The organism is Ignavibacterium sp. (assembly GCF_025998815.1).
GTDB lineage: Bacteria > Bacteroidota > Ignavibacteria > Ignavibacteriales > Ignavibacteriaceae > Ignavibacterium.
This window is the reverse complement of the sequence record NZ_AP026678.1, coordinates 1,137,374-1,160,203: the sequence shown is the minus strand read 5'-3', so window position 1 is coordinate 1,160,203 and position 22,830 is coordinate 1,137,374. Positions and strand designations below refer to the sequence as shown.

Genomic DNA, 22,830 nt, shown 5'->3' with positions numbered 1-22,830 from the left:
ATTTTCTCAGCAAAGATAAGAACAATAAGGAAGCATTCATTAACTTGTTATTGCTTTATGGCAATGATATATTTTCGCCTGTGAAAATGAGTTTTATAGTTAAATATTTATTGGCAATTCTTCTAATCTTTTCTTTGTTGAGTTGTTCCTCATCCAAAGAATTAAAACCAATAGAAGAAATTAAAAAGTCAGAATTAGATTTATCACCTGAGCAGAGGAAGAAGATTGCCCTTGAAAATTTCATTGATGGAAATGTGAATTTTCAGCAGGGTAATTATTCTCTTGCAATGAAAAAGTTTGAAACCGCATTGCAATTTGACACCTCTGCCGGACTTCTATATACTTATGCCAAAGCTGCTTTATTCAATAATAAATTGAACCTCGCTTTGGATGCTTCCAAGAAGGCAGTTGCTCTTGATTCAACTCAATCAGATTACTTTGATTTACTTTCTGATATTTATAACATCGGTAAGCAAAAGGATTCTGCAATTATTGTTCTGGAAAGAGCAATTCAACTTTTCCCAACTAATCAAAATTTTTATTACAAACTTGCCAGACTTTATCAGGATGACAGACCAATTAAAGCAATTGAAATGTATGAAAAGATAATTGACTTAATAGGACCTGAGTGGAATGTTTTGTTTCGTTTAGTTGAATTGAACAATAAATTGAATAATACCGAAGGTGTTATCAAAGCAATTAAACAGCTTCTGGAAATTGATCCTTCGAATATTCAATTAAAAAAATCTTTGGTAGAAAATCTTCTTTTAGCAAAAAGAAATTCTGAGGCAATAGAAATTTTAGATGAGTTGATTCAACTTTATCCTGCTGACCTTGAGCTGATTCAAAGAAAATCTCAGATACTTTTGTCGGACAATAAATGGCAGGAAGCATATCGAACTCTAAATTTTGTTTTTGATGATGAAAAAATAAATCTCGATGCAAAACTTGAAGTTGGTTATTTGTTTTTCGAAAAATCGATTACCGACTCCTCGCTGAAACCTTTGGCAAAGCAAATTTTCTCCAGACTTGATAGAGATACTTCTTACTGGGCTGTAAAAATTGTTTTAGGTGCAATTGCAATCGAAGAGAATAACGATTCAATTGCAATTGAATACTTTAAATATGTAACCGAAAATGCAAACTGGAATGTTGATGCGTGGATAAGACTCGGCGCCTTATATTTTGATAATAAAAAGTATGAGGAGGCAGAAAAAATTTTACTTCAGGCAATTCAATCATTTCCCGATAACTATGCAATAAATTTTATACTTGGAATTTCTTTGTCACAGCAATCTAAAAATGATGAAGCTGAGACTTATCTTAAAAAAGCTGTCTCTCTTAATCCAAATGATCTGAATACACTTTCTGCTTATGCATATACATTGAATCAACTTAAGAAAGATGATCAGGCAATTTATTATTTGAATCAGGCACTTACCATTGATCCAAATGATGTTAATGTTATTGGTACACTTGCATTGATTTACAATGCACAAAAGAAATTTGAATTGAGTGACAGTTTATATGAACGTGCACTGCAACTTAAACCTGATGATCCTTTGATTAACAATAATTATGCTTATTCACTTTCAACCAGAGCCATTCAACTTGAAAGAGCTTTGAATATGGTTACTCTCGCACTTGAAAAAGATTCGTTGAATACCGCTTACCTTGATACAAAAGGTTGGATTCTATATCAATTAGGAAAATATGAAGAGGCAAAAAAATATATTTCCAAAGCTATTGAACAGGGGACAAAAAGTGCCGTTATAATCGATCATCTCGGAGATGTTGAGTTTAAATTAGGCAATAAAGAAAAAGCTATTGAGCTTTGGAAAGAAGCTTTTCAGCTTGATCCGTCAAAAAAAGAAATTGAAGATAAAATCAATAAAGGTGAACTTTGAAAAAAATATTATTTAGCTTTTTATTTGTTGTAACTTTAATTGAACTAACTTTAACCGGCTGTGTTCCATCACAGCCAACTGATGAAGTAGAAATTCTATCTTCGGACAGGTTGATAAACAGATTAGAAGCAAACAGAAGAAGAATAAGAAATTTTGAAGGTCAGGGAACAATTACAGTTAATTCAAGCACATTACAAAACTCGGCTACCTTCAGAGTTGTGATGATAAAACCTGACTCAGTTTACATCACATTCTTCGGACCATTTGGAATCGAGTTAGCGCAGGCAATAGTCACGAATTCAGGTTTCATTTTTTATGATGCACTTCAAAACACAGCTTATACAGGCGAAGCAGATTCTGATGTATTACAAAACATTTTCAGAATAAATTTATCTTTCAGTGATATAGTTGATGCTTTTACCGGTTCTGTAAATCTTAGTTCAAATCTTTATAAATCACCGGATAAGTTTGAAGTCATTTACGATAAATATATCCTCACATACATTAATCCTGATGATGCATTGACATCAGTTTACAAAATTGACATCAGAAGATTAGGCATCACGGAATACATTCTTAAATCAGATGATGGTCTGATAGACCTGGAAGGGAAGTATTCTGATTTTCAATTGATTGAGAATGTTGCTATTCCTTATAAAATTTCTGTGCTTAATCGTGCTGATAATCAGAAAATAGATGTTGAGTACAGAAAAATTTCAGTTAATAAAAAAGATATTGCAATTGATTTTAAGATTCCTGACGATGCTACAATAGTCAAGTGGTAAAAAAGATACTACATACAACGCTATTACTTTTCTCTTTTCTTCTTCTTGCACAGGATGCTCAGATTGAAAAGAAGAAACTGGAATTGGAGAAGATAAAATCAGAATTACAGCAATTGCAGAATGAACTTAATGCAAAATCAAAAAAGGAAAAACTGACTTACGAATCTTATAATAATCTTAGCCGGCAAACACATCTGATTTCAAAAGTTATTTCTTCTCTTCAAAAAGAAGAAAGCATAAAGCAATCCCAGATAGAAAGTATCAAAAAAGAAATATCGCGGATTGAATCTGAAATTGAATCAATTAAAAATAATTATTCACGTTATGTTGTGGCGATTTATAAGTATGGAAAAACTTCTGAACTGGAATCAGTAATTGATGCACAAAGTTTTAATCAGGCAGTTTTAAGAATAAAATATCTTCGCGAGTTTTCTAACAGAAGAAAATCTGATATTGAAAGATTGCAGGAGAGTAAAATTAAACTATCAGATGCAAAGTTAGTTTTGAGTAAAGAACTTGAGGAAAGAAGAAAATTAAAAGAAGCTAAGGAATCGGAGATTACTCAATTAAATAAAAGACTTGATGAAGAGAAAAAACTTCTCTCAGTTCTGCGAAAAGACAAAAGCAACATCTCAAAAAAACTTAATGACAGAAAAAAAGCAGAAATTCAGATAAAAAATCTCATCTCAAAATTGATTGAAGAATCAGAAAAGAAAAAAGAGATGATTGCCTCTACGGATAAAAATGTTACGGACAAGAAAGTTATAAATAACGAAGCTGAATATGATATAGATTTGTCAACAAAAAACTTCACATCTTTTTCGGAGATGAAAGGGAGTATGATTTGGCCTGTTTCTAAAGGAAAAATTATTACTCGTTTTGGCGAACAGCGAAATCCTAAGCTCAACACAGTTACAGTTAGTTATGGAATAGATATTTTAGCACGAGGCGAATTATCTGTAAAAGTTGTAGCTGATGGTGTTGTAAGTGCTGTTGAATGGTTGCCTGGTTATGGAACAGTTTTAATTGTATCACACAAAGGCGGTTACAAAACTGTTTATGGTCATCTTGCTGAAGTATATGTTAGTGAAGGTGATAAATTAAAAACAGGCGGACTTATAGGGAAAGTCGGTGAATCGCTTGAAGGAAATGTACTTCACTTTCAGATCTGGAATGGAAGACAAAGTGTTAATCCTGAAAACTGGTTAAGAAAATAAATTAAAAAATATCATTAAGAGGTATTTATGAAAATAACTACAATTCTGTTTTTAATAATACTTTATGTTCAAAGTCTGCTTGGTCAGATTTATAAAGAACCAAAACCTGACGAAGGATTTTTTACCGGTGGTGCTGGTTTAATTTGGATTGATGGTCAACCACACTACAGAATCAGTTTTCGTCCTGAAGTTTCATTTTCAAATTTTGGAGTCGGGCTTGATTTGAACCTTGATTTTGACTCACAGGGAAAACTTAGAAATGAAAACTTTAATGAGTTTACAGATTACCTAAGCATAATCAGATATGTTCGCTATGGTTATAAAAATGATCCGGTCTTCATTAAGCTTGGTGCATTGGATTATTATACATTAGGACACGGAACAATTATTAACTATTATAATAACAGTCCAACTTTCGATGCAAGAAGAATTGGTTTAGTTGCTGATGTTGATTTTGGTAACCTGGGATTTGAGTCCATTTATGGAAATTTTGCACAAGCAGGATTATTCGGAATAAGAGGTTATGTCCGGCCATTAAAATTTACTGAAGCAGGAAACATTCCCATTATTGGTAATCTGGAATTAGGTGCAACTTACGCAACTGACTTTGATAAAAATGCCACTGTGCTTGCCGGAAATTATGATTCACAAAAAGGTGAGTTCGTTAAAACTGAAGACAAAGGCGCATTATCAATTTTTGGTTTTGATATAGGATTACCAGTTGTTAAAAGTGGATTTACAACTTTGTTGCTTTATTTCGACTATAACAAAATATCAAATTTTGGAAGCGGTATGGCAAGCGGTGTAAAGCTTGATCTTAATGGTCTGGGTTTGGTTGAACTTTCTGCAAAACTTGAAAGAAGATTTAATCAGGATAAATACATCCCATCATACTTCAATTCATTTTATGAAATTGAAAGATTCAAGCTCGATACTGTAAATAATAATTTTTCAAGCAAAGCACTTGCTTTACAAAATGTTGGAAATGATTTGAATGGATTTTATGGAGATTTGTTGGTAAGAGTGTTAGGTCTTTTTGATATTTATGGTGCTTATCAGAGATTGGATAAAGAACCTAAAAGTGGAATACTTAATTTAAGAACAGATGTATCTCCAAAAGATGGTTCAATTGTTTTGCGAGCTGGTTATGATAAAGTTAATATTCAGGATGAAAAAGATCTTTTCAAGCTTGATGATCGTTCATATCTTTTTACGGAGTTTGGATATAAACCTCTGCCATATCTAATTGTTTCAATTGTCTATAACTGGACTTTTACACCCGAACGCGATTCAAATGATAATATAACCGGATATAAACCTCAGAAAAGAATTGAACCAAGGATTTATTTCGTTTATCCTTTCAATCTTTAATCAAATTACAAGGGAATGGTTAATTGCCATTCCCTTTTTCAAAAATAAATTTCCTTAGTTGCTCAACAGTTTCGAAAACGGTTTCTTTATTTAATTTTTTGACTTCGTCTGCAGAGTAACTATCCCACACAACCGAAGCGATATTTACACCAGCTTCTCTGGCTGCTTTAATGTCGGAAGGTGCATCCCCAATCATCAGAACTTCTTCAGGTTTGAGATTAAATGTTTTGATGAATTTAATTATCCCTTCAGGAGATGGTTTATGATTTTTTACATCGTCTCCAGTAACAATCATATCGAATAAATCCCTGATTCCAAGAAAATTTAAAGTAATTAAAGATGATGTTCTGCCTTTGCCGGTAAAAATTCCTAAGATCATTCCTGCCTTTTTAAGATCGATGAGTAATTCTTTTATACCATCATAAAGTTGAGCAATTCGATGATTTTGATGATAGTATTCGTAGTAATCATTTCTTACTTCTTCGAACTTATCCGGAAACATCTGCTTGAGTATCACATCTTCGGTCGGTCCGAACAGAGCAATAATTTCTTCATCAGAAAATTTTTTGTTAAGGTATTTTTCAGCAATGTAGTTGAATGAATCAAAGATAAGTTGATTGGTGAATGTTAATGTTCCATCAATATCAAAAATTACGGCTTTGAGTTGATTTATCATATTCTTTTAATTCCTTTTATGGAAAAACTTACTTGTAAAAATATCTTATTGAATATTCTAAATAGTTGTTTGTGGCAAATTAAATTATTTAATTTTGGTATGCAAAATGTAAAAATTTTGTTTCCCAATAAAATGTTATTAAATCACTAACATCACAGGAGGTTACATTATGAAATCATTTTTAATCTTCTTTCTGTTCTTTTTCCAAATAATTTTATCAGCTCAGGACGGTGGAGTACTATATGAACCTGATTACTCAAATTGCTCTGAAGGCAAAACGCCATATGTTAAAGCAGTTGATTTGACAAAGCATTTTGAACTTGATAAGAAATTGAAAGCCGCAATTGAAAGTGGCGATCGAGTTTTAGAAAGACAAATAAGATTGCAAATGGATGAGTTGTATAAAGATCAAATTAAGATTATGGAAAACAATGGTGATATTGAACCAATTACGGTCGCTCCGCCAATGCCAAATTCCACTGAATGGATAAATGGTGATATTAAAATTTTTGATGGGTATATTTCTCAATTAGGATCTGGAAACAAAAGAATAGATATTAAACTTGCTGAAGATGGTAATTTATATGTTGCATTAATTCAAGCAGCAGAAGGAAATTTTCTTGGGAGAGCCGTTGTATATTCATCGAGTAATGGTGGTGCAACCTGGAATTTTATAGGAGGTATGCAAAGTCAAACTCTTTATTTTGCGCATATATCAATGGCTGTCGAATTGATGTCTAATACCAATTTTGATTCAACAAAGATTTTGCTTTTTGTATCTGCCTCCGAAAATCCAAATTTTAATGATGCCACAATTAGATTTGCATCTTTTTTAAGGAATAATACAAGTTGGTATAGTAGTTTGGTTCTCACCCCTTCTGCAGGGAATAAACTTTTATATCCCTCTGTAGTTACCGATGGTCAGTATTATTCTTTAGGAACATTTATAGGAGTTACCTGCGGAGAGTATAAAAAACGATTACTCAGCAATGATTCAACTTCATTTTGCTAGGTCAACAGATTGGGGACAGACTTTCGTTACCAGTCAAATTAATGATAGTTATTTTAATTATGGTGATTGGTACCCTGTGTCTGCATTTAAAAAATCTTCATTTGGTGTGGATTCAATATATATTGCAGTTGAGAGAAGGTTTGCTAATACTAGCTTGAAATCAAAAGTAAGAATTATCTCGACACCCTGGACTCCATCTTCTGCATTCTTCAGATATTAATTATCAAATGTAGATTCTATAGAATATCAAAAGCCTGATATTAGTATCTTACAAGACGCCTCAAGTCTACCTAAAAGAATTATAGTGGCAGCTATTAAAAATGGAACCGCTATTTATCATTATAGCACTAACGGAGGAACCAATTGGTATCTTGATGGGTCGCTTGGTTTATCAAGTGAAGATAATATCACTTGTGTTTCTGTAAATTCGGACAGTAACAAATCCAATAATGGCTATTTTATAGCAGCTTATCAGTTTGGTTATGGTGATACAATAGTCGTAAGAAGAGGTGTATTGGGTTCATTGGGTACGAGACTTTATAAACCTAATAGTTACCGATCCTCAATTATTAGCTCTCCTAAGGTTGCTATTTACAGGTCTGGCTTATCACAATACTCTTCGCTGATTTATGCCGGGGTTGAAAGTGGTTACACTAAAGATTTATATTTTGATCAGGAAAGTCTTACCTCAGTTTCTGATGATAATATTCTTTCCAATAATTTTTTATTATATCAAAACTATCCCAATCCATTCAATCCAACAACGAAAATTGTATGGCAATCTCCGGTAAGCGGATGGCAAACATTGAAAGTTTATGATGTTCTTGGAAATGAAGTTACTACGCTTGTAAATGAATACAGAGATGCAGGAAGAAATGAAGTTGAATTCCATTCGGCAATTGGTAATAGGCAGTTGGCAAGTGGAGTATATTACTATCAATTAAAAATTGGTCAATTTATTCAAACCAAGAAGATGATGCTGATAAAGTAATCTCTGTCAGATTTAATAGATTGAAGGCGAGTATATATGCTCGCCTTTTTTATTTTTACCGCTTATTACTGAGTTGCTTAAACTCCGCAACCTTTATAAGTTTGCGCCGTCCAAATTCATTCATATTTCCAAATAATTTGCGAGGTTCAAATTGGATATCGTAGCACTTAACGAAAAAATTAAAAGGGAAAGCGCTTTTGTTGATGTTCTCTTTAACGAAATCGGAAAGGTAATTGTCGGACAGAGAGCAATGGTTGAGAGACTGATCGTTGGACTATTAGGCAATGGTCATATTCTTCTTGAGGGCGTGCCGGGATTAGCAAAAACTCTTGCTATAAAAACACTTGCTTCAGCAATGAAAGCTAAATTCCAGCGAATTCAATTTACTCCGGATTTACTTCCTGCAGATTTAATCGGAACACAAATTTATAATCAACGCGACGGAAATTTTTTAATTCGTAAAGGTCCTATCTTTTCAAATTTCATTCTTGCTGATGAAATAAATCGTGCGCCTGCCAAAGTTCAATCAGCTTTACTCGAAGCGATGCAGGAAAGACAGGTTACCATTGGTGAGCATACATTCAAACTTGATGAACCTTTTCTTGTACTTGCTACACAAAATCCAATCGAGCAGGAAGGAACATACCCTCTCCCCGAAGCACAGGTTGATCGTTTTATGTTAAAAGTAAAGATTGATTATCCTTCCAGAGAAGAAGAACTTAAAATTATGCGCCAGAATATTAGCGGCGATGGTTTATCAGTTAATCAGGTTATTTCACCTGATGATATTCTTCGTGCAAGAAATCTTATTCACGAAGTTTATATTGATGAAAAGATTGAGAAATACATTCTTGATATTGTATTTGCTACAAGAAATCCAAAACAATTTGGTTTAAATAATCTTGCGGATTTGATAAGCTATGGAGCTTCACCTCGTGCAACAATCAATTTAGCTCTCGGTGCAAAAGCAATGGCATTTATTAAGCGCAGAGGTTATGTTATTCCTGAAGATGTAAGAGCAATTTGTTTTGATGTATTGCGGCACAGAATTGCTGTTACTTATGAAGCCGAAGCTGAAGAACTTACAAGTGAAAATATCATTCAGGAAATTCTTAACCGTATTGAAGTTCCTTAATAATGATTGATAAAGAATTACTCAAGCAGGTTCGCGAAATTGAAATCAGAACTAAAGGACTTGTTAATCAGGTCTTTTCAGGAGAATACCATTCTGTTTTTAAAGGAAGAGGAATGGAATTTTCTGAAGTTCGTGAATATCAGTTTGGTGATGATATAAGAAACATTGACTGGAATGTTACTGCAAGATTTGGTCATCCTTATGTAAAGATTTTTGAAGAAGAGAGAGAATTAACTGTAATTATGATGGTTGACTTAAGCGGTTCTCTTGCATTTGGTTCGAAAGAAAAAACCAAACAGCGTATTGCTGCTGAAGTTAGTGCAATTCTTTCTTTTTCTGCATTAAAGAACAACGACAAAGTTGGATTACTTCTTTTTACAGATAAAATTGAAAAGTTCGTTCCTCCACGCAAAGGAAGAAAACATGTTCTGAGAATTGTTCGTGAAGTGCTTTCATTCAAACCTGAAGGAAATCAAACTAATCTAAAAGTTGCTCTGGAATATCTCAACCGTGCAGTGAAAAAACGAGCAATAGTATTTTTACTCTCTGATTTTATTGATGAAGGATTTGAAAAGATTCTTCGCATTGTAAGTAAGAAACATGACTTGATTGGATTGGTACTCGAAGACAAAAGAGAAAAAGAAATTCCGAAAATCGGATTGGTTAAATTTGTTGATCCTGAAACGCAGCAGGAAAGCTGGATAGATACAAACAGTAGATTTTTCCAACAGAATTTTATCACTTACACAAAGCAACTTTCTGAAAGAAGAAAATTTATTTTCCGTTCAAACAAAATTGATTCAGTGAATATCAGGACAGGAGAAAATTACATTAAGCCGCTTGTTCAGTTTTTCAAACTCAGGGAAAGAAGATGGTAAAGTTTCTGCTGAAATTTATTTTATCCGTTTTGATTATAGTTCCTGTTTATGCACAGGAAATCTCCGTTAAGGCATTCACTGATTCATCAGATTATCTTATCGGTGATCATATAAATTTTACTCTTCTTATCAATCATGCTGATAATGTTGGAATAGTTACACCTTTCTTCAGAGACAGTCTGAAAACATTTGAAATCATTAAAGAACTTCCTGTTGAAAAGAAAAAAGTTGAAAACAGAAATGAAATTAGATATAAATATGTTTTAAGTTATTTCGATTCCGCCGAAGTTACCATTCCGCAAATCAGAATTTTTTATCGAACTAAAGCTGATACATCATTAAATGCTATACAATCTGATTCACTAACATTGAGGATCCATAAATTAAGTGTAAAAGTAGAAGAAGATATTAAAGATGTTAAACCACCTGTGAGAATTCCTTTTGATTGGCTTACTTTAATTCTCTGGATTTTGGCAGGAATAGCTTTACTGGTGATTGCATATTTCCTTTACAAAAAATATTTCCATAAAAAGAAAGTTGAAGAGATTAGTAAACCTGTAATCGTTTTACCGCCTCACGAAGAAGCATTAATGAGACTTGATCAACTTGACAGAGAGCAACTCTGGCAGAAAGGTTATATTAAAGAGTATCATTCAAGAATTACAGAAATTATTCGAGAATATTTTGAAAAACGATTTGGTTTACCTGCACTTGAATTACCAACATCTGAACAATTAACTCTGCTTAAAAGAATTCCGGATGCAAAACAAATTTTAGAATTAACTGAATCATTCCTTACAAATGCTGATTTGGTTAAGTTCGCCAGGTTTGTACCAATGGATGGTGTGAATGCTGAAATGATGAAACAAGCAATTGAAATTGTAAACAGAACTGCACAGAAAAAATTAGAACAACAAGGAGTTGCCGGTAATGTTTCATAATGTTGTGTTTGCATATCCCTGGGTTTTATATTTTCTTTTGCTCGTTCCATTGATTGGAATATGGTATTTTTTCAGAGGGAAGAAAAATCGTTCAACGATTATTTATTCATCATTCAAACTTTTTCCTGCACAGATTTCTTCTTTAAGAACTAAGTTAATTCATCTCCCGATTATTTTGAGATTGATTGTATTAGCATTATTGATTATTGCACTTGCACGACCACAGAATTTTTCTTCCGGTACAAATATCAACACTGAAGGAATTGATATCGCAATGGTTCTCGATATTTCCGGAAGTATGCTTGCTGAGGATTTCAAGCCAAACCGACTTGAAGCAGCCAAGCAAGTTGTTGATGAGTTTATTCAGGGAAGAGTTTCAGACAGGATTGGTTTAGTTATCTTTTCACGGGATGCATTTACTCAATGTCCTTTGACAATTGATTACAGCGTGCTGAGAAATTTATTAAAAGATATAAGAAGCGGAATGCTTGAAGATGGAACTGCAATCGGGAATGCTATTGCCAATGGTGTTAACAGATTGAAAGACAGTGATGCAAAAAGTAAAGTCATAATTCTTTTAACAGACGGTGTAAACAATGCCGGTGAAGTAGATCCACTTTCTGCAGCAGAAATTGCAAGAACATTCGGAATAAGAATTTATGCAATAGGAGTTGGGACAAGAGGCGAAGCTCCATATCCTGTTCAAACTCCTTTTGGAATTCGATATCAGATGATGCCCGTTGAAATTGACGAAGCATTATTAAAACAAATTGCAGAAAGAACTGGTGGACAATATTTCAGAGCTACAAACAACAGAGCATTGAAAGAGATTTATGAGAGAATTGATAAAATGGAAAAATCAAAAATTGAGGTAACATCATACAGATCTGCTCAGGAATTATATTTCAATTGGCTTGCAGCTGCATTTATTTTTTTATTGGTTGAAGCAGGATTATCAAGAACATTTTTAAGGAAGTTGCCGTAATATGTTCAGATTCGAAAATCCGGAATACCTGAATTTGTTATGGTTAATCCCATTAGGGATTATTTTACTTATTTGGCTAAACAAACAGAAGAAAAAAGCTCTCAATACCTTTGCAGATGAGAATCTTCATAGTTCTATTATTCCAAATCATAGTAATGCAAAAACTAAAATTAAAACTGTTTTAATTCTTATTGCACTTTCACTTTTAATTCTTGCTGCAGCAAATCCGCAAGTTGGAACCAAACTTCAGGAAGTTAAACAAACCGGTATTGATGTTTTTATTTGTCTTGATGTTTCTCTTAGCATGAGTGCTGAGGATATAAAACCGAACAGACTTGATAAAGCTAAATATCAGATTTCAAATCTGATTCAGAAATTAAGAGGTGATCGGATTGGTCTGATTATTTTTGCCGGTCAGGCTTATATACAATTTCCACTTACTACTGATTATTCAGCCGCTAATTTATTTCTTAACGCTGTTGATTTCAGTTCAGTTCCTCAACAGGGAACAGCAATTGCCTCTGCTATAAACATGGCTACTCAGTCGTTCGACACTGCTTCCACTCAGAAAGCAATAATAATTATTACAGATGGAGAAGACCACGAGGGCGACATTGAATCTGCTGTTGAGAATGCAGTTGAGAAGGGAATAAAGATTTACACAATTGGTTTAGGTTCTCCAGAAGGAGTTCCGATTCCGATTTACGATGAAAGAGGAAATTTGCGTGGCTTCAAAACTGATAACTCCGGGAATACAGTTTTAACGAAACTTAATGAACAAATACTGAAAGAAATTGCAAGTAAAGGAGACGGTGTTTATTACCGTGGAAACAATTATGAAGATTATCTTGATAAAATTTATTCTGATTTGTCGCAATTAGAAAAATCCGAGTATGGAACAAAAAAAGTTACCGATTACGAAAGTCGCTATTATTATCTTGTAATACCTGCTGTTATTCTTTTGCTACTGGAATTTTTTATTTCTGAAAGGAAATCTCCTTTCTTTGTTCGTCTAAACAAAAAATTAGGTCTTGAAGAATGATTAACAAATTAATGTACATATTTTTCTTTGCTCTGATGTTTACTACTAGTAATGTGCTTCCACAATCTATTAGAAAATTGAACAACGATGGTGTTGACCTGTACGAACAAAAAAAATATGCGGATGCAGAAGTAAATTTCAGAAAGGTTCTTGAAAAAAATAAAGATGACTTTATTACTAATTTTAATTTGGGAGATGCCTATTACAAACAGGAAAAATATGATGAAGCAATTAAATCATATCAGAATGCATTGGGAAAAACAAATGATGATTTGACTAAAGCTAAAGTTTACCATAACATCGGAAACTCGTTACTTAAATCAAATAAGATTGAAGAAAGTATTGAAGCTTATAAAAATGCTTTGAAATTAAATCCTGATGACTCTGATACAAAATACAATTTATCTTTTGCTTTAGAGCTTCTGAAGAATAAAAATAAGAATCAGCAACAGCAACAACAGAATCAGAACAATCAGCAAAATCAGAATCAACAGCAACAGAATCAGAATCAGAATCAAAATCAGGATAAGAATCAACAGAACCAGAATCAGCAGCAGCAAAATCAACAACCAAAGGATCAGGAAGCAAAACAGGATAACACCAAACAGCAACAGCAACCTGATTCAAAAATTTCCAAAGAGCAGGCAGAAAGAATACTTGAAGCATTAAAGAATAATGAAAAAGATTTACAGAAAAATTTAAGAAGAGTTAAAGGTAAAGTTGTTAAACCGGAGAAGGATTGGTGATGAAGAAAAATTTCTTTTTCATTTTTTTACTACTGGGTTTTCAATTCACTTTCGCTCAATCGTTTACTGCATCAGTAGATAAAAATCCGGTTGCAGAGAATGAGCGGTTTGAAGTTTCTTTCACTTTTGAAGGAAGCGATATTAATTCCATCAGAAATTTTACTCCACCTTCATTCCAGAATTTCAGAATACTTGGCGGACCTAATCAATCGACAAGTATGCAAATTATAAACGGAGCAGTAAGTGCTTCCCGAACTTTCTCTTATATTTTACTCCCAAATTCGGTTGGGGTTTTTACAATTGGAAGTGCAAGCATTGAATTCAAAGGTCAGGTTTTAAAGACTGAACCACTTAAAATTACAGTTGTTAAAGGTAGTCCAAAACCAAAAGAAGAAGAAGTCGCAGGAGTTTCTGAAAGTGAAATTGCAAAAAATTTGTTTATCAAAGCGAGTGTTGATAAAAACAGAGCGTATATCGGTGAGCAATTAACAGTTACTTATAAACTTTACACGAGACTGAATATTGCGGCTCTGATGTCTATCAGTAAGCTTCCGCAATACAATGGCTTTTGGGCTGAAGAACTGGAAACTTCCAGAACATTAAGTTTTACTACAGAAGTTATTGACGGAAAAAGATATAGTGTTGCTGTTCTGAAAAAAGCAGCACTGTTTCCCACTCAAGTAGGAAAACTTGAAGTAACACCATTTGAACTTACTGTTCCAATTGAAATACCCAAGAAAAGAAATCCAAACAATATTTGGGACAGTTTTTTTGATGACCCTTTCAGAAGAGGAGATATTTATCAATATAATGCTAAATCGAATATCGTAAAGATAGATGTTTTACCTTTACCTGAGGAAAATAAGCCAGCTTCATTCAAAGGCGCAGTTGGTAAGTTTGATTTTTCTGCAACCATCGATAAATCAAAAACAAAAACAAACGAACCAATTACTTTAAAACTTAATATTTCTGGTGTTGGAAATTTAAGTTTGTTACAACCACCTGATTTTGAACTTCCGGCCGGATTTGAAAAATATGAACCGAAGACAAACGATCAGATAAATCGTTTAAATAAAATTGGTGGTGTTAAAACTGTAGAATATCTTTTGATACCGAGAATATCCGGCACAAGGGAAATTAAACCAATTCTATTTTCTTATTTTGATCCTGATGTAAAGAGATATATTGAATTAAAATCAAATCCATTTTATATCACGATTGAACAAGGTGATAGCGCAGGAAGTTATTACATTGCTCAGAAAGAAGGTATAAAGCAACTCGGAACTGATATAAGATTTATCAAAACAAATTTTCAGGACATTAAGCGTAGAGAAGAATTATTGATTTCAAAACCTGTATTCTGGATTGCGACAGGTTTGCCACTAATTGCATTTATCGGACTTATTGGTTGGAAAAGAAAACAGGATAAACTTTCAGGAAACATTCAGCTATTGAAATATCAGCGTGCAGAAAAAATTGCAAAATCAAAATTCAAAAAAGCACTTAAGTTTCTCGAAGCAGGGAATAGTGAAGCATATTATTCTGAAATTGCTCAGGCATTTTTTGGTTATCTTGAAGACAAACTTCACATTCCTAAATCTGAATTTACACTTGATAAAGCTCATTCGCTTCTGATTGAAAAAGGAATTGATACTCAACTTGCAGATAGGATGAAAGCTGCAGGCGAAAAATGTGAGTTTATAAGATTTGCACCAAATGCCGGAGCTTCAACAGCAATGAAAGAATTTTATGATGAACTTCTGAATATCGTAATTGATATTGAGAAAGGATTGGATAAGTAAGATGAATAGAATCATTCAGATTATTCTTACAATAATTTTATTCAATTCTGGTTTTGCTCAATCCTCTGTTGAGGAACTGATGAAAAAGGCAAATCAGTTTTATGTCAATGGGCAGTTTGAAGAAGCAATAAGAACTTATGAGGAATTAACCCAGCAAGGTTATGAAGGCACTTCACTTTTCTACAATCTTGGAAACGCATATTATCGTATCGGAAAGATTGGCTATGCGATTATGTACTATGAAAAAGCAGCCAAGCTTTCACCTGATGATGAAGATGTTAAACACAATCTTCAGTTAGCACAGATGAATGTGAAAGATAAAATCGAAGCTCTTCCTTCTTTTTTTCTTTTCAGAATTTGGGAATCGATATTATCTGGTTTATCAGCAGATGGCTGGACAATGATGAGTTATGCTTTATTCTTACTATTTCTTTTTGCTCTTGGATTTTATTTCTTTGCTAAGAATATTGCACAACAGAAGGCAGCATTTTATTCATTTGTAGTCTTACTTATTTTCTTCCTGGTTTCTGCGAGTTTGCTGATAGTTAAGTTAAATCAGGAATCTAAATTAAAATATGGAATTGTTCTTAATACAAGTTTAACAGCCAAAACAAGTCCTGACCCGCAGGGAAAAGATGCATTTGTCATTCACGAAGGATTAAAAGTGAAAGTTGAAGATAAAGTTGACAAATGGATTAAGATCAGATTAGAAGACGGACAAATTGGTTGGGTTGAAAAAGAATCAATAGGTATCATTTAATAACAATAAAATCAGGAGGTTCTATGAAACTCTTCTTATCAGTGTTAGCGCTTATCTTTTTTATTTCAGTTGGAACTTTTGCTCAGGAAAAGTCCTGTTGCAGTTCCGGTGATCATTCTAAGAAAGAAGTCTCTATCGAAAAATCAAATAACAAAGACGGAAAGACTGTTCAGGTTAAAGAAACCATAATGAAAGACGGAAAGACAGTCGAAGTTAAAAAAGTTGTGAATGAAGAGGTAAAAAAAGATGGATGCTGCTCTTCAGGGAAAGAAATGATTGGTAAGACATCTGATAAAGACAAGGATTGCTCAACCAAAGAAGTGTCTTCAAATAAAAGCGATTGCTGCAAAACAGATTTGAAAGCTGAAAACAAAATTGAAATGGAAAAAAAGGATAAGTAAACTTCCAAAAGAGAATCTGATTCTCAATTCTTAATTTCGGTTAAATTTTTTCAGATTAAGCGAAGCAAATTATAATTGATTAAAAAATTTTTGCTTCGCTTTTTTTATTAATGAATTCTCATTTAATCAAAGTGAGAAGAGAATTAAGTAATTAAAACTTGAAAAATTATTCTGAGAAAATTTCTTCAAGCAAATCAATCAATTGCTTTCTTGGAAATGGCTTTGCCAGATAGTGAGTGCAACCAGATGAAAGCATTTTATCACGATCACTATCCATTGCATAAGCTGTAACTGCAGCAATTGGCGTTGAATGATACTGGGGCATCATTCTGATTTCTCTTACTACATCGAGACCATTTTTATCTCCACTCAAGCCAATGTCCATCAAAATTAAATCAAAGTTTTTGGTCCTGGCTATTTCGATTGCATCATTAGCATTATTTACTGAAGTAAGATGTACTAAATTTCCGATAAAGGCAGTAATCGTTTGAATGTTGATTGGATCATCTTCCACAAGCAATACTTGCTTAGATCTGAAATCAGTTATCTTAGGTTTTTCATTAACTTCGTCAGCAATTGGTTCTGAATGTTTTTCAGCAGCATTTAATTCAACAAAGAAAGCCGAGCCTTCTCCAAGTTTGCTGTTGAACCAAATCCTTCCATTCATCAACTTGACATATTTTTTTGTAAGAGTCAAACCAAGTCCACTTCCTTCAAATTGTCGGTTGTATCCTTCACTAACTTGTCTGAACGGCTCAAAAATTATATCACGATAGGAATCCGGAATTCCGATTCCGGTATCAACTACTTTTATTATGATTTTATTTTCATTTGTAAATGCTCTGATGGAAACTCCACCAATTTCTGTGTACTTGATTGCATTGCTTATTAAATGAGATAATACAGATTTTAAGAGGTTCAAATCAGCAAAAGCGATTATTTCTTCTTCATCAACATCGAGATAGAGATTTAAACCTTTGAGCTTTGCCTCGTTAATGAAAAGCTCATAGGTATTTTTTATGAGTGGTAAAATATCAACCTGCGTTAAATCAACTGGTAACGATTCAGTCTCCAGTCTGGTTAAATCCAGAATTGCGTTTAATGTTTCGTGCAATCTTTGTCCGCTTTTGTTAATGATGTTAGCAAGTTCCTGTGTTAGAGGTTCCTTCGTATCTTCAGCAATCATACTTGCGCAACCAAGAATTCCAACAAGCGGAGTTCTTAATTCGTGACTCATATTAGCAAGAAAATTTGTTTTCAGTCTGCTGTTTTCTTCAGCTTTTGCTTTGGCAATTTTTAATTCATCAAGAAGTTTTTTTAGCTGAGTAATATCATCTTTAATCCCGATGAAATTGGTGATTCTACCTTGTTCATCTTTTACAGGAGAAATTCTTGCTGATTCCCAAAATAAAGTTCCATCTTTTCTCTTATTCAGAAATTCACCGGTCCACTGCTTACCAGCGGTAATGCTTTCCCAAAGCTGTTTGTAAGTTTCCTGAGATGTATAACCCGATTTAAGAATCCTTGGATTTTTCCCAATCACTTCTTCTTTCGAATAGCCGGTTAGCTTGCAAAAAGTATCATTAACATATTCTATGTTTCCATTCAAATCAGTAAGAACAATTCCCGAGTTGCTTTGGTTGATTGATAATGAAAGAAGTTTTAATTGCTCTTCAGATTTTCTTTTCTCAGTTGTGTCGTTAATGATAACCTGTATGAGACTGTTACCGTTAATATCAACTTTGTAAAGATTAATATTTGTCAGAACCTGCTTACCATCCTTATCAAAGCAAAACTCAAATTCTGTTTTACCTCCCTTAAGTGCTTGATTGATGTAAAAGTTTATCAACTCACCCGAATTTTCTCCATTACACTGAAACTCAGGTGAGAAATCCTGCAAGAGCGAATGCAAAATCTGTGTTTGAGGTTTTCCAAACAGTTTTTCGGTAGCCGGATTACAATCAAATATCCGGAAAGATTTTATGTCGAGAAGAAGAATTGGTACATAAGCATTTTCGAAAAGCGCTCTGAATTTTTTTTCGGATTCTTTGATTGCGGTTTGAGCTTTTTTTCTGGAGGTAATGTCTCTTGTTATGCAGAGTAAATAATCTTCATTATTTATACTGATACCTTTGGCACTTACTTCTGCATCGAAAGTTGTCCCGTCTTTTCTGCGGTGAAGTAATTCAAAAATTTCTGTTTTACCCCTGAGCTCATTTATTGTTGATAAGATTTTTTCCTGATTCCAACTTGCGTTGTAATCTTTTGCATTGAGCTGCAGTAATTCAGAAATACTGTAGCCCAACATTTTGCAGAAAGTATCATTTGCCTGAACGATATTTCCATTTTTATCCAGAATGTAAACAGCATCGTTAATGGATTGTAACAGTTCAAGATTAAGATTACCTGAATTCTCTTTCATTAATAGCAAGCATCCATATTATTCTTTGGTAAACTTGCTTCATTTGGTAGTAATAAAAAATAAGAGTAAAGAGGTATTTCGTGTAGTAATTCAGCTACAAAAATTTTTTACACTTTTGGAAGTCAAGATATACTTTAGGTTGTAGTAAAATTACTACAAAAAAATAATTGATTATCCTATAATAAATGTTGTGGGAAAAATTAAAATTAGAGAAGTAAATTTTTAGGAATATTGAAAATGAAAAATTGTGGAGTCGCCGTACTTGATCGAATTATGACCTTTCTTTCCGTGCTATATTCCCTCATACTGCTTTCCACCCTCATAATTCTTTTAAGTTAACGGCGCTCCCAATGCTCAGAACTGGGAAACAAAGATGATCTGGTACAAAATAAGTTTTCCGTCATATATGACTAACGGCAGAAGCCGGGAATCTTTTATTAAAGAATTCTTTAAACATTGGAGAGTTTTCGGAAAACCTGACGGAATGGCAATTTATGAGTTGGAATATGATCTTGATGCACATGGAGTTATTTATGTTTCAATACCGAATCAGTCACTTGATAATCTGATTCAGCTTTCATTAAAAAAATTTACACCGATACCTGTTAAAGCTCCATCGGTGAAATTGAGAAAAATTACTTTAGAAGTTTTTTCATAGCCTCCTCTGTGATTGTTGGTGGTTAGTATAACAATACGATTCAAGCCGTTCGGTCAAGCGGCTTGGAAAAGCCTCCACAAGCCCCTCCGGAAACGGAGGGGATTTTTTTTATAATCCTATCATCAATCCAAGTTTAAATTGCATATTGTTAATTGAGCGTTTGTCAGCGATTATATGCTCATCACTTGTGGATGAATAAAGTGGATCTTTATCATCGTTTAATGAAATGTATGAATCCAACCTTCTTACTGATGCAGGATCTACTGAATTAAATTCTTTACCGAATAAATTGAGTAATTGATAGTGGATACTTATATCTAATTTTAAAGCAGGATTTAATTTAAACAGAACACCAACAGCTCCACCAGCACCAATCCGTGTGGCTGATTTCAAATCATAAGTTCCGCTTGGAACTCTGGACACACCCTGAAATTTAACCTCACCGCTGAATTGGTTAATCATTAGATAAGGTGCTAAATATGGAGAGACAGGTGAAAGTGGAATGTCAATCATAATCTCCGGTCCAAGTTTTACTGAGAAATTCTGCAAAGATACTTCTACTGTCCCTCTGTTTTCATCTGCATTTCCGTCACCACTTAGTTTTGCATAATCAATTTCTGCAAAGAATGATGTGCCTAATAAACCAGCCCTTGCTTTGGCAAAGAATGAAAAACCATTTGACAAACCATACTTGGTACCTTTGTAAAATTCATCCGTTGTACCGCCGGCATCTCCTTGTGGCAGATTATACGATAAGCCACCACCAATTTGAGCGGTTATCTGTGCTGAAGTTATTGAGATAAATGAAACTGAGAAAAGAACAATCAGAATTAATTTTTTCATTTCAGTACTCCTTGATTTTTGCATCCTTAACTTAATAAAACGGGCGCGTCATTGAAATAAGATTTATACTTTTTCTGAAATTGATAAGTAACAAGTATGTGCATATTTTTCTAATATGAATTCCAAGAAGTATAATAATATAAAGCTTGCGATAAGCATTTCAGAAACAGTATTACTGTTTATTTTAACTTTTCTGTTTCTTAGCTCCGGCTACAGTAAAGTTTTATCAGAATGGCTCTACACCTTCACTCAATACGATTATCTTGTTTTAGTTCTTTTCACAATTATAACCGGTTTGGCAGTTTCGATAATCTTCTTTCCAATGAATTTTTATTCGTCATTTATTCTTGAGCATAAGTATAATTTATCTAACCAAACTTTACTTAAATATTTTATAGAGGGAACGAAGTCAACAGTTGTCTCAGGTGTAATAGGAATTCCGATTCTGCTTTTGTTTTATTTTATACTCAAAGAGTTTGGAGATAACTGGTGGTTAGTTTTTGCTATAGCAATGTTTTTTATTTCTGTGATCTTATCTCAATTATTCCCGATAGTTATATTCCCGATTTTTTATAAAGTAAAACCAATCGAAGATGAAGAATTAAAAGAAAGAATAAAATCTTTAGCTATTCAGGCAGGATTAAAAGTTCAGGATGTTTATTCTTTTGATATGAGTAAAAACACAAAGAAAGCAAACGCTGCTTTTACAGGACTTGGAAAAACAAAAAGAATAATTCTCGGAGATACTTTACTTTCATCATGCACAAAGGATGAAATCGAAACCGTTATTGCTCACGAACTTGGTCATTACAAGAAAAAACACATCATAAAAAATATTATTTATGGAACGCTAAATAGCTTTCTTATCTTTTTTGTGATTTCAATTCTATATAAATCAACTCTTAACTGGTTTGGATTTTCATCTATAACGGAAATTGCTGCATTACCATTATTAACTTTATGGGCAATGCTGATTGGTTTGATTCAAACACCAATTGGGAATATGCTTTCAAGAAAATTCGAATATGAAGCTGATCAATATGCAATTGAAACTACAAGGAAGCCATTTAGTTTTATTCAAACACTTAATAAACTTACTGATCAGAATCTTGGTGATAGAGAACCACATCCGTTTGTTGAATGGTTCTTTTACAGTCATCCTTCAATCAGGAAAAGAATAGCTGCGATAGAAAACTTTGCAAATAAGACTGGAATTGCTGAAGGGTCACATTTACAGGAGCAGATGATTTGATAACTGTAGTAAAATTATTTTTTATTGTCATTCACACTATAATCTGTTCTGTTTTTGCCTTAATATTTATTTTCATTGACAGAACATTTACTTTATATCATTGGTTATCAAAAGTATTCTCTGGTGGAATACTTCTTATTAGTGGAATCAGAATTAAAATTGATGGTCTTGAAAACATTGATTCAAAAGCAGTTTATGTTTTTGCATCCAATCACTCCAGCCAACTGGATATTACAGCTTTACAATGGGGAGTACCAAATCGACTTGCAATGATTTTCAAAAAGGAGCTTGCAAGAATTCCATTATTTGGCTGGCAATTAAGATTAGGTCCATATATTATGGTTGACAGAAAGAGTCTTGAGAGTGCTGCGAAGAGCATTGAAGAGGCAAAGAAATTAATGAAGAAGAAAAAAATTTCTGTACTTGTTTTCCCCGAAGGCACAAGAAGCAAGACTGGCGAAGTGCAACAATTTAAGAGAGGTGCATTTCACTTAGCCGCTAAAGTTGGTTATCCGATTGTTCCGGTTACCATAAATGGAACTGAAAAAATACTTCCCAAAGGAACATTTAAATTGAAAAGAGGAACAATCTATTTGCATATTGATAAACCAATAAATACAGACCACATTAAATCAAAACAGGATGAGGTTGAACTGATGGAAAGAGTCAGACAAATTATCATCGCAAATAAAAAGGAGTATTAGATGTCAGTAACCAAAAAAGAAGTTGAAAAGATTGCTGAGCTTGCTAAACTAAAATTTAGCGAAGAGGAATTAGAAAACTTCACTCATCAAATGAATGACATTCTGAAGTATATGGAAAAACTAAATGAACTTAATACTGACAATGTTGAACCACTTTCTCATCCAATCGAATCAACAAATGTTTTTAGAAATGATGAGTTGAAATCTTCGATAAGTACTAATGAGGCACTTAAAAATGCTCCGCTTGCAGATGAAAATTATTTCAAAGTGCCAAAAGTAATTCAGGACAAGAATAAGTAATA

General features: G+C 33.4%; 23 protein-coding genes. 20 read left to right on the top strand and 3 right to left on the bottom strand.

Annotated elements, in window-relative coordinates:
* The first annotated feature begins 86 nt into the window (after positions 1-86).
* Genes Q0X14_RS04940 through Q0X14_RS04925 form a run of 4 tightly spaced genes read left to right on the top strand, consistent with a single transcriptional unit; the run spans position 87 to position 5,280 of the window.
* The gene (locus Q0X14_RS04940) at positions 87-1,907 is read left to right on the top strand and encodes a tetratricopeptide repeat protein (protein ID WP_297843264.1); all 1,821 of its coding nucleotides are present in this window, start codon (positions 87-89) and stop codon (positions 1,905-1,907) included.
* Entirely contained in the window at positions 1,904-2,692 is a 789-nt protein-coding gene (locus Q0X14_RS04935) for a DUF4292 domain-containing protein (protein WP_297843261.1), read from the top strand. The genes Q0X14_RS04940 and Q0X14_RS04935 overlap by 4 nt, the downstream gene beginning before the upstream one ends.
* Positions 2,686-3,909: a peptidoglycan DD-metalloendopeptidase family protein gene (locus Q0X14_RS04930; protein WP_297843258.1), complete on the top strand. Its 1,224-nt coding sequence runs from the start codon at positions 2,686-2,688 to the stop codon at positions 3,907-3,909. Before Q0X14_RS04935 ends, Q0X14_RS04930 begins: the two co-directional genes overlap by 7 nt.
* A gap of 27 nt (positions 3,910-3,936) precedes the next feature.
* Positions 3,937-5,280: a hypothetical protein gene (locus Q0X14_RS04925; RefSeq protein ID WP_297843255.1), complete on the top strand. Its 1,344-nt coding sequence runs from the start codon at positions 3,937-3,939 to the stop codon at positions 5,278-5,280.
* Between the two features lie 19 nt (positions 5,281-5,299).
* Here Q0X14_RS04925 and Q0X14_RS04920 read toward each other — a convergent pair whose 3' ends face one another.
* Positions 5,300-5,956, bottom strand: coding sequence for an HAD family hydrolase (locus tag Q0X14_RS04920; protein ID WP_297843252.1), 657 nt, complete (start codon positions 5,954-5,956; stop codon positions 5,300-5,302).
* Between the two features lie 169 nt (positions 5,957-6,125).
* On the opposite strand from Q0X14_RS04920, the gene Q0X14_RS04915 reads away from it, so the two are divergent.
* From Q0X14_RS04915 to Q0X14_RS04860, 12 genes are all read left to right on the top strand, one after another.
* Complete coding sequence (locus tag Q0X14_RS04915) at positions 6,126-6,968, top strand: hypothetical protein (protein WP_297843249.1); 843 nt, start codon at positions 6,126-6,128, stop codon at positions 6,966-6,968.
* Positions 6,946-7,188 (top strand): hypothetical protein, encoded by a 243-nt coding sequence (locus tag Q0X14_RS04910; protein WP_297843246.1) that lies wholly within the window; start codon positions 6,946-6,948, stop codon positions 7,186-7,188. The genes Q0X14_RS04915 and Q0X14_RS04910 overlap by 23 nt, the downstream gene beginning before the upstream one ends.
* Positions 7,189-7,272: 84 nt before the next feature.
* Positions 7,273-7,959 (top strand): T9SS type A sorting domain-containing protein, encoded by a 687-nt coding sequence (locus Q0X14_RS04905; RefSeq protein ID WP_297843242.1) that lies wholly within the window; start codon positions 7,273-7,275, stop codon positions 7,957-7,959.
* Between the two features lie 151 nt (positions 7,960-8,110).
* Positions 8,111-9,094, top strand: coding sequence for a MoxR family ATPase (locus Q0X14_RS04900; protein ID WP_297843238.1), 984 nt, complete (start codon positions 8,111-8,113; stop codon positions 9,092-9,094).
* 2 nt (positions 9,095-9,096) lie between these two features.
* Positions 9,097-9,972: a DUF58 domain-containing protein gene (locus Q0X14_RS04895; RefSeq protein ID WP_297843236.1), complete on the top strand. Its 876-nt coding sequence runs from the start codon at positions 9,097-9,099 to the stop codon at positions 9,970-9,972.
* Positions 9,966-10,913 carry a hypothetical protein gene (locus tag Q0X14_RS04890; protein WP_297843233.1) on the top strand — a complete coding sequence of 316 codons (948 nt, stop codon included), beginning with the start codon at positions 9,966-9,968 and terminating at the stop codon, positions 10,911-10,913. The genes Q0X14_RS04895 and Q0X14_RS04890 overlap by 7 nt, the downstream gene beginning before the upstream one ends.
* Positions 10,903-11,898 (top strand): VWA domain-containing protein, encoded by a 996-nt coding sequence (locus Q0X14_RS04885; RefSeq protein ID WP_297843230.1) that lies wholly within the window; start codon positions 10,903-10,905, stop codon positions 11,896-11,898. The genes Q0X14_RS04890 and Q0X14_RS04885 overlap by 11 nt, the downstream gene beginning before the upstream one ends.
* 1 nt (position 11,899) lies before the next feature.
* Positions 11,900-12,940: a VWA domain-containing protein gene (locus tag Q0X14_RS04880; RefSeq protein ID WP_297843227.1), complete on the top strand. Its 1,041-nt coding sequence runs from the start codon at positions 11,900-11,902 to the stop codon at positions 12,938-12,940.
* Positions 12,937-13,686 (top strand): tetratricopeptide repeat protein, encoded by a 750-nt coding sequence (locus Q0X14_RS04875; protein ID WP_297843224.1) that lies wholly within the window; start codon positions 12,937-12,939, stop codon positions 13,684-13,686. The genes Q0X14_RS04880 and Q0X14_RS04875 overlap by 4 nt, the downstream gene beginning before the upstream one ends.
* The gene (locus tag Q0X14_RS04870; protein WP_297843221.1) at positions 13,686-15,488 is read left to right on the top strand and encodes a BatD family protein; all 1,803 of its coding nucleotides are present in this window, start codon (positions 13,686-13,688) and stop codon (positions 15,486-15,488) included. Before Q0X14_RS04875 ends, Q0X14_RS04870 begins: the two co-directional genes overlap by 1 nt.
* 1 nt (position 15,489) lies before the next feature.
* Positions 15,490-16,248, top strand: coding sequence for a tetratricopeptide repeat protein (locus tag Q0X14_RS04865; RefSeq protein WP_297843218.1), 759 nt, complete (start codon positions 15,490-15,492; stop codon positions 16,246-16,248).
* A 23-nt stretch (positions 16,249-16,271) separates the two neighbouring features.
* Entirely contained in the window at positions 16,272-16,649 is a 378-nt protein-coding gene (locus tag Q0X14_RS04860) for a hypothetical protein (protein ID WP_297843216.1), read from the top strand.
* Positions 16,650-16,815: 166 nt separating this feature from the next.
* On the opposite strand, the gene Q0X14_RS04855 is transcribed toward Q0X14_RS04860, so the two are convergent.
* On the bottom strand, positions 16,816-19,071 hold the full coding sequence (locus tag Q0X14_RS04855) for a PAS domain S-box protein (protein ID WP_297843213.1): 2,256 nt from the start codon (positions 19,069-19,071) through the stop codon (positions 16,816-16,818).
* A 373-nt stretch (positions 19,072-19,444) separates the two neighbouring features.
* On the opposite strand from Q0X14_RS04855, the gene Q0X14_RS04850 reads away from it, so the two are divergent.
* On the top strand, positions 19,445-19,729 hold the full coding sequence (locus Q0X14_RS04850) for a hypothetical protein (RefSeq protein WP_297843212.1): 285 nt from the start codon (positions 19,445-19,447) through the stop codon (positions 19,727-19,729).
* 108 nt (positions 19,730-19,837) lie between these two features.
* Here the strand turns inward: Q0X14_RS04850 and Q0X14_RS04845 are convergent, their stop codons facing one another.
* Positions 19,838-20,572 (bottom strand): outer membrane beta-barrel protein, encoded by a 735-nt coding sequence (locus tag Q0X14_RS04845; protein ID WP_297843209.1) that lies wholly within the window; start codon positions 20,570-20,572, stop codon positions 19,838-19,840.
* 115 nt (positions 20,573-20,687) lie between these two features.
* Here Q0X14_RS04845 and Q0X14_RS04840 point away from each other — a divergent pair, with 115 nt between their 5' ends.
* From Q0X14_RS04840 to gatC, 3 genes are read left to right on the top strand one after another with little or no spacing between them, the layout of a single operon-like run.
* On the top strand, positions 20,688-21,824 hold the full coding sequence (locus Q0X14_RS04840) for a M48 family metallopeptidase (protein WP_297843206.1): 1,137 nt from the start codon (positions 20,688-20,690) through the stop codon (positions 21,822-21,824).
* Positions 21,821-22,528, top strand: coding sequence for a lysophospholipid acyltransferase family protein (locus tag Q0X14_RS04835; RefSeq protein ID WP_297843203.1), 708 nt, complete (start codon positions 21,821-21,823; stop codon positions 22,526-22,528). The genes Q0X14_RS04840 and Q0X14_RS04835 overlap by 4 nt, the downstream gene beginning before the upstream one ends.
* Positions 22,529-22,828, top strand: a complete 300-nt coding sequence (gene gatC / locus Q0X14_RS04830) for an Asp-tRNA(Asn)/Glu-tRNA(Gln) amidotransferase subunit GatC (RefSeq protein WP_297843200.1) — start codon at positions 22,529-22,531, stop codon at positions 22,826-22,828.
* Positions 22,829-22,830: the final 2 nt, after the last annotated feature.